The 12,338-nt window shown below is 75.0% G+C and carries 6 protein-coding genes; 4 read left to right on the plus strand and 2 right to left on the minus strand.

Annotated features, from left to right (window positions below; all coding sequences use genetic code 11):
• Nucleotides 1-105: 105 nt before the first annotated feature.
• On the minus strand, nucleotides 106-1,650 hold the full coding sequence (locus ACIBH3_RS27255) for a hypothetical protein (RefSeq protein ID WP_396314723.1): 1,545 nt from the start codon (nucleotides 1,648-1,650) through the stop codon (nucleotides 106-108).
• Between the two features lie 540 nt (nucleotides 1,651-2,190).
• Here ACIBH3_RS27255 and ACIBH3_RS27260 point away from each other — a divergent pair.
• The 3 genes from ACIBH3_RS27260 (at nucleotide 2,191) to ACIBH3_RS27270 (ending at nucleotide 9,453) form a co-directional block, all read left to right on the plus strand.
• Nucleotides 2,191-5,079 (plus strand): BTAD domain-containing putative transcriptional regulator, encoded by a 2,889-nt coding sequence (locus tag ACIBH3_RS27260; RefSeq protein ID WP_396314724.1) that lies wholly within the window; start codon nucleotides 2,191-2,193, stop codon nucleotides 5,077-5,079.
• 108 nt (nucleotides 5,080-5,187) lie between these two features.
• Nucleotides 5,188-7,266: a hypothetical protein gene (locus ACIBH3_RS27265; protein ID WP_396314725.1), complete on the plus strand. Its 2,079-nt coding sequence runs from the start codon at nucleotides 5,188-5,190 to the stop codon at nucleotides 7,264-7,266.
• Nucleotides 7,267-7,296: 30 nt separating this feature from the next.
• The gene (locus ACIBH3_RS27270) at nucleotides 7,297-9,453 is read left to right on the plus strand and encodes a SpoIIE family protein phosphatase (protein WP_396314726.1); all 2,157 of its coding nucleotides are present in this window, start codon (nucleotides 7,297-7,299) and stop codon (nucleotides 9,451-9,453) included.
• A gap of 81 nt (nucleotides 9,454-9,534) precedes the next feature.
• Here the strand turns inward: ACIBH3_RS27270 and ACIBH3_RS27275 are convergent, their stop codons facing one another.
• A complete protein-coding gene (locus ACIBH3_RS27275) occupies nucleotides 9,535-10,392 on the minus strand; it encodes an oxygenase MpaB family protein (protein ID WP_396314727.1) in 858 nt (285 codons plus the stop codon).
• A gap of 319 nt (nucleotides 10,393-10,711) precedes the next feature.
• On the opposite strand from ACIBH3_RS27275, the gene ACIBH3_RS27280 reads away from it, so the two are divergent.
• Entirely contained in the window at nucleotides 10,712-12,301 is a 1,590-nt protein-coding gene (locus ACIBH3_RS27280; RefSeq protein ID WP_396314728.1) for a M4 family metallopeptidase, read from the plus strand.
• Nucleotides 12,302-12,338 lie beyond the last annotated feature (37 nt).

Raw genomic sequence — 12,338 nt, forward strand, 5'->3', positions numbered from 1 at the left:
CCGTCCTGCGGCGCACCGCACAGACCGTCAGCGCGCGGCGTGCCGGACGCCTCGCTCCCCTTCGCCGCCCCGGCCGGTGGTGCCCATCCCCGTCCCTGCCAGCCGTCAGCCGGTGCAGTCGGCCCGGATGGCGGCGGCCGCCAGGTGGGCGGTCTTCGAGCTGCCCTCCCAGTCGTTGCCCCTGTCGTGCAGCATCACGGCGATCCTGCCGTTGCTCACCGGGAACGTAGGGGTGCCGACCCAGCGGCCGCGGTTGCCGACCTGGTCGACGGTGAACGAACCGCTCGTACCGCTGCCCGGGCTCGTGCCGCTCTGCACCGTGTAGTACGCCGGTGCGCCACCCACGGCCTTGACGTCGCCGTTGTCCGGAACGTAGACGGAGAACTTGCAGCTGCCGCTCTTGACCTGACCGGTGGAGAACGTCCAGAGCGCGGAGTTCTCGTAGTCCTTCTTGGCGTCGCCGGACATCGGCATCGAGCTGTATTTGCCCTGGCAGCCGTCGCCGCTGTACCCGCCCTTGGAGTTGACGACCCAGCCGGACTCCCCCTTGTCGTACCAGCCGAACTGCTGGAAGCCGGTACCGGCGTTGACGTTGGTGCAGGAGGCGCCGGTGACCGCCCGGTAGGTGGGTGGCGCCGGCGGTGCGGAGGCCGAGGGGGCCGGGTTGGGCCGTGCCTGCGCCGGGGCGGGGGCCGCCGCCTGAGGCGGCGCCGCAGGCGGAGCGGCCGGCGGCTGGCCCTGCGGCTGGGATCCGCCCTGCGACTGGGGCTGGCCCTGCGACTCGGACCGGTTCTGGGGCTTGGACGAGGACTGCGACTGCTGTTGCGACTGGGTACCCCCGGAGCCGCCGCCGCGGGTCGTCGTACCGCCGGAGCCGCCGTTGCCCGGCGGGGCCGCCGGTGCTCCCATGACGTCGCCGCCGCCACTGCCACCACCTGCACCGACCGGTGCGCCGCCGTCGGTACCGGCCGGAGTCTGCGAGTTCGGCGCCGGCTCCGCGGGCGGACTGCTCGCCCGGGGTGAGGCGCCGGGGTCGACGTTCCCGTGCGCGTCGGCCGTCGGAACGAAGCCGTCACCGCCGTCGCCCTGCTGGTCGTAGCCGGCCGCGGCCGCGGCGGCCTGCCCGTGGTGCGCACCGTCGCCACCACCGCCGAGGGGCGAGAGGAGCAGCGGCAGACCTATCAGTACCGCGCCGGCGGTCGCCGCGGCGGCGATCATCGGCTTGGGGAACCGGCCGGGCCTGCCGGCGTTCCGCGAATCGGGAGCCGCAGGGGCGGGCGGCACTCCGCCGGACCGACCGGCCGGTGCCGGGACGGTCGCGATCTCGGTGCTGCTCCCTGCCGAGCCCGCAGCCCCGACCCCGACACCGGCCGATGTCCCGGCCCCGGCGTCCGCCCCCGCCCCTGCGGGCGCGGGCACGGACGCGGGCCCCGAGCCGGCGCCGATCTCGGACGCGGCAGCGGTACCGGGCGCCCCGGGGGCCTCGGGGGTCTCGGGCGCAGCAGCGGCCTGGGGCGCCGTCTCCTGTCCCTGCTCCGGCACCTGCCCCGCTGACTCCTCCTCGGCCCAGGCTGCGGCCGGCAGCTGGTACCCGGCGGTCGCCGCCGGCCCGTCCGGTCGTCCGTTCTTGCCGTGCCGGTACTTGCCCACCTGGTTCCTGGCCCTTCGACGACGGTTCTCGGTGGAACGCGCGCCGCTCCTGCCCCGGTGGGCGGAGCGCAGACGCGTCCATCCGCAGTGACGGACGGCGGGGCCCCGCGGGTTCACCACCCCCGCGACCGGCCTGAACCGGCCCGAACCGCACGGGTTCGCCGACCCGGGACACCGGAGCCTGCCGCCGGAAGGCGCACGGCCGGGCGCACGGCCGGACAGTGTGACAGGGATCACCCCCTATATGCTGAACCACCCCCTGCCGCGCCGACCGGCCCCCAATCAGACTGCCATCTGGGGAAGTTCGGGAACCAGGCCATACCCCGCCGGCATCCTGGCCGATGACCGGGCGGCAGCGGGGCCGCAGGGCGTACCGCTGCCACCCCTCACCGTCGTTAAGCTGCTTGTCCGGTTATCGACCAGAAGGCTCCGGGGTGGTCTGCGTTGGGGAACGCATGCGGGATTCGGCTGCTCGGACCGGTGGAACTGCGGGCCGATGACGGCACGCCGGCGGAGGTGGCCGGCTCACAGCGACGTGCCGTGCTTGCGCTGCTCGCACTTCAGCTGGGGCGTGTCGTCCCGGTGGACCGATTCTTCGAGCTGCTCTGGGGCGACCAGCCGCCCGCCCAGGCGAAGGCCGCCCTCCAGGGGCACATCGCCGCCCTGCGCAAGGTGCTCGGCGGCACTTCCTTCACGCTGCACACCCGCCCACCCGGCTACCTGCTGACCGGGGAGGCGGACGACGTCGACCTGTGCCGCTTCGAGGCCCTGGCCGCCCGCGCCGAGGCCGCCACGCAGGACACCGAGGCCGCCACGCTCCTCCAGCAGGCCCTGGACCTCTGGGGCGGCGCGGCGCTCGCCGACCTGCCCGACACCGAGCTGCGCCAGGCCCTGGCCGGGCAGCTCCACGAGTCCTGGACCCTGGTGCTCATGGCCTGGGCGGAGCGGCTGTTGCGCCTGGGCAGCGGAGCCGTCGCCGTCCCGGCCCTGGAGCAGGGCGTCCGGGCGGACGGCCTGCGCGAGCCCCTGGTCGCCCTGCTGATCCGCTGTCTGCACCAGGCGGGCCGGCTCTCGGACGCGCTGACCACCTATCACCAGGCACGCGAGCGGCTGGACAGCGAGCTCGGCGTCACCCCGGGCCCCGCGCTGCGCGCCGCCTTCGCCGCGGCGCTCAGCGACGACCTCCCGGTCGCCGGCGGCGCGGGCCTGGGCACGCCGGGCCAGGAGCCGCGGCCGGCGGCGGCCCAGCCGCCCGCGGAGCCTCACGCACCGGTGGCCCACGCACCGGCAGCCGAAGCGACCGAGGCCGCTGGGGCCGCCGGGGCCGCCGGGGCGGGCGAGGTCGCCACGCCCCCCGGCACAACCGAGACCGCCCCCGACCGCACCACCGCCGTCCCGGGCACGCCGCCCGTACGGGCAGCGGCCACCGCCCGCGCCCGGCACCTGCCCCGGCAGCCCGCCGGATTCGTCGGCCGCAGCCTGGAGTCGCACTGGCTGGACCAGGAGTGCGGCCCGGACCGGGTCGGCGACGGGCTGGCCGTGGTGGTCGGCCCGGCCGGCGTCGGCAAGAGCGCCACCGTCGTCCGCTGGGCGCACACCGCCGCCGAGGGCTTCCCCGACGGCCGGCTCTTCACCGACCTGCGCGGCTTCGACCCAGCCGGGCCGACCGACCAGGGCGAAGTGCTCACCCAGTTCCTGATCGCCCTGGGCGTGGCGGAGAGCGCCGTCCCGCGGGACCCGGCGGCCCGCGCCGCCCTCTACCGCGCGCGCACCGAGCAGCAGCGGATCCTGGTCGTCCTGGACAACGCCCGCAGCGCGGCGGACGTGATCGGCCTGCTCCCGAGCGGTCCGCACTGCTCGACGGTCATCACCAGCCGCAACACGCTGGAGGATCTGCTGGTCACGGAGGGCGCCGCCCTGCTGCGGCTGGACGCGCTGCCCGACGGCGACGCACTGCGGCTGCTGGAGCGGGCACTGACCGCCGACCGGGTGCAGGCCGAGCCCGCGGCGGCACAGCGGCTGATCGCCCTCTGCGACCGTCTCCCGCTGGCACTGCGGATCGCGGCCTCCCGGCTGGCCTCCCGCCCGAGCTGGACCATCGCCGACCTGGTCGCCGAACTCTCCGACGAGCGCACCCGGCTGCTCACCCTGGACACCCAGGGCTCGGTCAGCGTCCGCACCGCGCTCACCCTGACCTATCGCCACCTCTCCCTCACTGCCGCCAGGCTGCTCGTGCTGCTGGCCGCCCATCCGGGCCCCGAGGTGGACGGCCACGCCGCCGCCGCGCTGCTCGGCCGCGAACTGCGCGACGCGCGGCGCGCCCTCGGCGAGCTGGCCTCGTACCACCTCCTGACCGAGAACACACCCGGCCGCTACGGCCGCCACGACCTGGTCCGGTTGTTCGGCATGGAGCTGTACGAGGAGCAGCCGGCCGAGGTCCGCCGGCTGACCACCGACCGCCTGATGGACTACTACCTGGAGGCGGCCCGGCAGGCCGCCGACCACCTGGACCCCGGCATCGAGTGCTACGGCGAGCGGGAACACCCTCCGCTGGCCGTCCCGCAGGCCGGCGACGCCCGCTCGGCGCTCGCCTGGTTCCGCCCGGAGGAGCCCGCCATCCGTGCGCTGGTCATGGACGCCACCGCCGACGGCCGGTACGAGCGGGCCTGGCGGCTGGCCCGGACGGCCGAGAGCCTGTACTACGGCACGGGCCGGCTGAACTACTCGCTGCCGTTCCTGCGGACCGGGCTGCGGGCCGCGGAGCTGAGCGGGTCCCAGCAGGGGATGGCCGTCCTGGAGAGCTCCTGCGCCAACGCCCTGTTCGGCGTCGACTTCTCGATGGAGGCCGTGAGCCTGGCCCGGCAGGCGGTCCGGCGCACCGGGCCGTCGGACGGGAACACCCGCCTGCGCGCCCTCTACACGCTGGCCCTGGTCGTCGCCAACTTCGGGGACCCGCAGGAGGCGGAGCAGCTGTGCGCCCGCGCCACCGAACTGAGTCTGACGGACACCCTGCCCCACCACCGGGCCGCCGTGCTCTGCTACGACGCCGCAATCATGAACATGACGGGCGACAACAGGACGGCCCTGGTCCGCACACGCGAGGTCAGGCGCCTGCTGGCCGACCGCCCGGCCGCCACCGTCCACCTCTGGGCGATGATGACCGAGGCGCGGGCCCTGCACACGCTAGGCCGCTCCGCGGCCGCCGAACCGCTGTGGACCTCGGTGCTGGCCACCTGTCAGAACGTCGGGTTCCTCCACCTCCAGGCCGTCGCCGAACAGGGCTTCGCCGACTTCCTGCTCGACCAGGGGCGCCCGGAGGACGCCGCCGAGCACCTGCGCGCCGCGATCAGCCTCCACCAGCTGCACGGGCACATCGCGGACGCCGTCACCGAGCGCCTCGCCACCATCGAGAGCTCGCTGACACACTGAGCGCCGGCGGTCGGCCGCGCTGAACCCCCGCCGGAACGCCGCCCGTAGATCCCGGTGAGAGGCCGAACCGGCGGAAGGCTCGGCACCAGCGATCAGCGGAGGCCGGCGATGCGCGCGAGGTTCACGCGACCACAGTCCGCCGACACCTCCGTGCCGGCCACGCCGCCCGGCCCGGCCGACGTCTCTCCGCTGCGGAGGCTGCGCAGGGTGACCGGCCGGCTGGGCGGGGCATCCGGAGCCGGCGACGGCAGCGGCGACGGCAAGGAGCAGCGAGCGGCGCGGTCGGGTCCGTCGAAGCTGTACCGGGCCGGCCCGCACTTCGTGATCGCCCCCACCGGCGCCGACCCGGCTGGCCCGGACGGGCCCTGGCAGCTCGCCGGTGCCCTCTCCCTGCTGCGGCCCGCCCCGGACGCGTTGATCGTGATCGCCGCCGCGGCCGACGCGGCGCCCGTCCTGCGCGCGCGCCTGCCCGAACTGGCCCGGGCGGCGGTCGGCCGGGGCGCCACCGTCCTCCTGCTCGCCGCCTCCGGGCTCGCCGCCGTACAGCCGGACGGCCGGCGGGTCGCCGAGCAGGTCGCCGGGCGCGCCGGGCTGCCCGTCATCGCGCCGGACGGCACGGTGTCGATCGAACCCGACGGCACCCTGCTGGTGACCGGTGCCGACGGCGCCGAACCGGCCTCCTGGTGGCGCTGCGCGCCGGCCGGTACGGCCGAGCGGCTGGGCCCGACCTGGCCGGTGCCCACTCCGGCACCTGTGTCTGCGCCTGCGTCCGTGCCCCTTCCGGTAGCGGCACCGGCACCGGCTTCCACTCCGGAACCGGAGCTCACGGCACCCGCCCAGGTCATACCCACGGCCCCACCCGAGCCTTCACCCGATGCCCATGACACCTCGCCATCGGCGGCCCCGCCGGCTCCAGAGGCCCCACCGGCCGCTCCGGCCACCCCTGTCACAACCCGCGCAACCTCCGAGCCCGTCCCGGTCCTTTCCGGCGAGCCCTTCGGCCGGGGCGGGCCGCTGGCCGCCTGGATCCCGGCGGGCTGCTGGGTCAGGGCGCCGGGCGCCCCGGTCGGCCTGCGTGCGGCGGCGATCGACGACGCCGCCGCCGCGCCCGGCACCTTCGTCCTGGTCCTCGGTCACCCCGCCGAGCCGCTGGTGTCCGTCGACCACCTGGCCACCGCCGTCAGGCGCTGGGCGCCGGCCACCGCGAGTCTGCTGCTGAGCGCGCCGTGGGCCGCTCCGGCCGCGCTCACCGGCCTGGCCTGCGGGCTCGCCGTCGAGCTCGGCCGCGAGGTCCGGGCAGCGTTCGGGCTGCCGCTGCCCACCGCCGACGGGCACTCGGCACGGATCCTGGACGCCGAGGGCACCCCCACCTGGGAGCCCCTGCTGGTCGAGCTGACGGCCTCCGCCGAGCGTCGTCGGGTGGTCGCCTCGTCCTGGCGCAGCCGCCCGGACGGCTGGACGGCCTGCGGCCCGGCGCTGTTCGAGGCGCTGCCCGGCTGGCTGCTGGAGGCGGTCCCGGCCGGGCTCTGGCTGCGGCCTTCGGGCGCGCCGACGGACCTCGCGCCCCGGCTGCGGACGGCGGATCCCGCCCGGCCGCTGCTGATCGTCGGTGAGCAGGGGCAGCCCGTGCCCGAGGACGTCTGGCAGAGCCTGGGCGAACTGCTGCGCGGGATGCCGGAGTTCGGCCCGGCACGGCCCGGGCTCCTGGTGGCCGGCTCGACCGGCCCGGAGTCCGGCGCGATCGCGCGGTTCGTCGCCCGGATGAACGGACTCGAGTGGACCGACCCCGAGCCGCCGGCCCCGGCACCAGCCGTCCCTGCTACTCCCGCCCCGGTCCCCCTCCCTTCCCCCGACCCGGCCCCGGCCCCGGCGGGCGACCCTGCACCCCCCGCCGGGGAGGCGGCTCCCCCGAGCCCGCGCCCACAGGCCGACGAGCAGCCCCGAAGGCTCCCGGTCCCCCCGGTCCCCCCGACCGCCCCGACCGCCCCGACCGCCGAGGCGCCCGCACCGACCGCCGTCGCCGTTGCCCCGGCCGCCACGCCCCGAGCAGCCACCGAACCCGGACGGGCCGAACCCCCACCCGCCGAACCCCCACTCGCCGGACCCACACCCGCCGGACCCGCACCCGCCCACCGACCGGATTTGCCGCACGCCCCCGCTCTGCCATCGTGGAAGAGCACGCCATGAGGCCACAGCAGCTGCCAGGAGGTGGGTCCGGTGGCGCGAGCAGCGGGACCAGCGGGCGAGCAGCGGGACGACCAGTCCGCCGGGATCCTCGACGCCCTCTTCACCCAGGCGCCCCAAGGCCTCTTCGTCTTCGACGGTGACCTGCGGATCGTCCGCTTCAACACGGCGGCGCGCGGGATCCGGGGCGTCGCCGCGGACAAGGTCGTGGGGCACCGGCTCAGCGACTTCGCGCCCGGCTTCGACACCGCCGCGCTGGACTCGCTGGCCGCGAGCGTACTGGAGACCGGCACGGAGGTCCGCAACCTGGTGGTGCACGGCACCGCGCCCGCCGATCCCGGGCGCCGGATCTCGCTGGTGATCTCGATCTTCCGGGTGCAGGACGCCGACGGCAGCGTCCTCGGCATCGCGTCGGCACAGGACGTGACCAAGGGGCAGCAGGCCGTCGAACGACTGCGGATCCTCACCGCCGCGCATCGGTTGATCGGCACCACCCTCGACGCCTTCAGGACCGCCACCGAGCTGTGCGACACCGCCGTGCCGCGCTTCACGGACGCGGTGACGGTGGACATCCTGGACGCGGCGCTGCGCGGCGTGCCGCTGGAGCCGGGACCGGTCGGATTGGGCGCCCCGCTGCGCCGGGCCGCCTTCCGCTCCCTCACCAGCGGCGTCAGCGGTGCCGACGCGGACGAGCAGGGCGCCCTGCGCACGTTCCCCTTCCCCACCCCCTTCACCCAGAGCCTGGGCGACGCCGCTCCCCGGCTCGTCCGCAGCCTCGACCCGGACGAGACGTGGCTGGCGACCGACCCGGTCCGGGCCCGGCGGCTGCTCGACATGGGTGTGCACTCGATGATCATCATGCCGCTGAGCGTGCACGGGACGCTGCTGGGCGTGGCGGGCTTCTACCGCTACCGGCGCATCGAGCCCTTCGACGACGACGACCTCGAACTGGCCCGTGAACTCGCCGCCCGAACGTCCCTCAGCATCGACAACGCGCTCAGCTACGCCCGCGAGCGCACCATCGCCACCGCTCTCCAGCGCCACCTGCTGCCCCAGGAGCCGCCGCCGCTGACGGCCGTCGAGACCGCGCACCTCTACCTGGCGGGCTCCGCGGGCGGCGGCGGGCACTGGTACGACGTCATCCCGCTCTCCTCGGCCCGGGTCGCCCTGACCGTCGGCGATGTCGTCGGCAGCGGCATCGAGGCGGCCGCCACCATGGGCCAGCTCCGGACGGCCCTGCGCACGCTCGCGTCGCGCGACCTGCCGCCGGAGGAGCTGCTCGCCGGCCTGGACGAGACCGCCGGCACCCTCAACGCCGAGCAGGACCGCGAACCCGGCGGCGGTCCCGGGATCGCCCTGCGGCCGCTCGCCACCTGCTTCTACGCCGTCTACGACCCGCTGACGCGGGTCTTCACGGCGGCCAGAGCCGGCCACCCACCGCCGGTGCTCGTCGGCCCGGACGGCTCCGCGCTCGCCTTCGACCCGCCGCAGGGAGCGGCCCTCGGCACGGGTGAGGGCGGGTACGAGGCGGCCACCCTGGAGCTGCCGGAGGGCAGCCTGCTGGCCCTGCACACCAGCAGCCTGACCGCCGGCGCCGGACCCGTCAGCCACCCCGACGGACCCGGCGGGCCCGGCGGGCCCTCCTCCGCCGACCCGGCCGACGTCCTGTGCCGGGTACTGGCCCACCCTGGGCAAGACCTCAAGCAGATGTGCGACGACGCCGTGTACGCGCTCCTGCCGGGCCGCACCAGCCACGACGCCATCCTGTTGCTGGCCCGCACCCGGGCCCTGGGCGAGGACCGGGTCGCGATCTGGACCCTCCCCGACGACCTCGCCGTGGTCCGTACCGCCCGCCGGCTCGCCGAACACCAGCTCGGCGTCTGGGACCTGCCGGACCTGGCGTACCCGACCGAACTGATCGTCAGCGAGCTGGTCACCAACGCCATCCGCTACGGCAGCCCGCCGATCCTGCTGCGGATGATCCTCGACCGCAGCCTCATCTGCGAGGTGTCCGACAGCAGCAGCACCGCGCCGCACCTGCGCCGGGCCCGGCCCACCGACGAGGGCGGGCGGGGGCTGTTCATCATCGGGCAGCTCGGGCAGCGCTGGGGCACCCGGTTCGGCGCCCGTGGGAAGACCATCTGGTCCGAACAGGCACTGCCGGGCGGAGCGCAGCACCCGGCTGCCTGACCGATCCCCGACCCGTCGGACACGTCGGACCCGTCGACCCGTTGACCCCTGCCGAGCCGGCTCCCCGCCTGCCGGAGCGCGTCAGCGCGCCACGGCGGCCCAGCGCCGCCGGGCCGCCACCAGGTGCGGGCCCTCGCGCAGACCGCCCGGCAGCCGCAGCAGGCCCGCCCTCACCACCCTCGCCTCGGCGGTGGCGGCCAGGTCGGTCACCGTCCAGCCGGGCAGGCCGTACATCCGGCGCGCCCAGCCCGGCAGCAGGGCGAAGGCCAGCGCCGCCAGCCCACACCAGGCCGGCCGCACCGGCGTGGCCCAGCGGGCCAGCGCCGGGAACGGCGGGACGAAGGCGAACCGGAGCGCGGCCCGGGCGGCCGGGGTGGCCAGCAGCTCGGGCCGGACCTGCCGGAAGTACCCGTCCAGCGAGGCCGTCGACTCCGGTACGGGATGGTGCGGCGGGACGCCGACCAGCCTGGCCACCGCCGCCTGCTCGCGCAGGTACGCGTCGGCCTCACCGTCGGTCAACCGCAGGCCCGCGCGCCGGACCACGTCCAGGAACGAGGCGACCTCGCTGCAGTGCACCCAGACCAGGAGGTCCGGGTCGTCGGCCCGGTACGGCCGGCCGGTGGCGGGGTCGGTGCCGCGGACGCGGCGGTGCACCCGGTGGACCCGTTCCAGGACCTCGCGCGCCTCGTCGCCCGTACCGTACGTGACCGCCCCGATGAAGAAGGCGGTGCGGTACAGCCGGCCCCACGGGTCCTCCCGGTAGGCGGAGTGCTCCGCGACGCCGGCCATGGCCAGCGGGTGGAGCGCCTGGAGCATCAGCGCCCGCAGGCCGGCCAGGCCCATCGCGGGATCCGCGTGCACGCGCCAGGACACCGACTCCGGTGTGAACACGCCCTCGTCGGGGATGCCCCGCAGCCCGGCCGCCAGCCGCTCGTCCATCCGCGTCGCCTCCTCCGCCCCCGCTGCTCCTCACCGCCGCCCACCCCATCCGCCCGCCCACCGGTGCCTCATCGATGCCCGCCCTGCTGATACCCGTCTGTGCTGCATTCGAACAATTGCGGCGGAATGAGCGGGATCAGGCGAGCCATGACATACCATTTGAACCGTCAGAACGCCAACCAATTCTGTGATTTGAACAGTTCTGATCGTTATTGGCTACAGATTGGTCAAGATTCCGTCGCGCGGATGGCGCCTGTTGGCTGCTCATCGTCAAGCTCTGTCGCAGCTTGTCCCTGCAGCTACCCCGACTGGAGTCAGAGTGAGCCCCACCTCCTCTCACCGCCGCCACCTCGCGGCCGCAGCCATAGCGGCCACCGCCGCCCTCGTCGCCACGACCGTGCAGACCGGTACGGCCTCCGCCGTCTCCGGCCGTGACGCGGCGATCGCCCACGCCAGGGCCAACGTCACCCGCAACGCCGCGGTCTTCGGCTTCGGCCCGGAGCAGGACCTCCAGGTCAAGGACGTCATCCTGGACGCCGACGGCAGCCAGCACGTCCGCTTCGACCGCACCTACCGTGGACTGCCCGTCGTGGGCGGCGACCTGGTGGTGCACCAGGACGCCCACGGCCGCCTGACCGACTCCTCCCGGGCGGCGGCGCACGACGCCGCGGTGAAGTCCACCGTCCCGGCCATCCCCGCCCAGACCGGCGCCTCCCGCGCGCTCCAGCAGGCCCAGGGCATCAGCGCCGCGACCAGCACCCCCGAGCTGGTGGTCTGGGCCGCGGACGGCACGCCCCGCCTCGCCTGGCGGACCACCGTCGCCGGCGTCGGCGAGCACGGCCAGCCCGCCGGCAGAGTCGTCGTCACCGACGCGTCGACCGGCGAGCAGATCGAGGCGTACGACGCCGAGCAGGAGGCCACCGGCACCGGACACTCGGAGTACACCGGCGACGTCGCCATCGAGACCACCCCGCGCAACGGCGCCTACGCCCTGATCGACTCCCTGCGCGGCCACACCACCAAGGACGCGCGCAACGTCTCGGCGAACTCGATCACTGCGAGCTCCGGCCTGCTGGTCACCGACGCCGACAACGTCTGGGGCGACGGGCAGAAGTTCTCCACCGACCGCGCCACCGCCGCCGTCGACGCCCACGCCAACACGGCCTGGACGTACGACTACTACAAGAACACCTTCGGCCGTAACGGCATCAAGAACGACGGCAAGGGCGCCACCGTCTTCGTCCACGTCGGCACCGCGTGGGACAACGCCCAGTGGTCGGACACCTGCTTCTGCATGATGACCGGCGACGGCGACGGCGTGACCGACCCCGAGCAGGTCGACCTCGACACCATGGGCCACGAGATGACCCACGGCGTCACCAGCGCCACCGCCAACCTGCGCTACAGCGGCGAGTCCGGCGGCCTCAACGAGGCCACCAGCGACATCTTCGGGACGATGGTCGAGTGGTACGCCAACAACCGCGTCGACACCCCCGACTACCTGTTCAGTGACCAGTCCACCCCGCCGTGGCTGCGCCGCTTCGACAAGCCGTCCCTGGACGGGCGGTCCGCCGACTGCTGGAGCAGGAAGGTCGCCCAGCTCGACGTCCACAACTCCTCCGGCGTCGGCAACCACTGGTTCTACCTCGCCAGCGAGGGCAGCGGCGCCAAGACCATCAACGGCGTCGCCTACAACAGCCCCACCTGCGACGGCTCCACGGTGACCGGCATCGGCAACCAGAAGATCGCCAGGATCTGGTACCGGGCGCTGACGGTCTACATGACGTCCACCACCACCTACAAGGGTGCCCGTACCGCGACCCTGAACGCCGCCAAGGACCTCTACGGCACCGGCAGCACCGAGTACAACGCGGTCGCCGCGGCGTGGAGCGCCGTCAGCGTCAGCTGACCGCCGGTCAACGGCGGACGCGGTGTCGCCCCGGGTT

The organism is Kitasatospora sp. NPDC050543 (assembly GCF_044457565.1).
GTDB lineage: Bacteria > Actinomycetota > Actinomycetes > Streptomycetales > Streptomycetaceae > Kitasatospora.

Coding starts and splice junctions, on each gene's coding strand:
- ACIBH3_RS27265 (WP_396314725.1), top strand. CDS start 5,188: ATGCGCGCGAGGTTCACGCGACCACAGTCCGCCGACACCTCCGTGCCG.
- ACIBH3_RS27275 (WP_396314727.1), bottom strand. CDS start 10,392: ATGGACGAGCGGCTGGCGGCCGGGCTGCGGGGCATCCCCGACGAGGGC.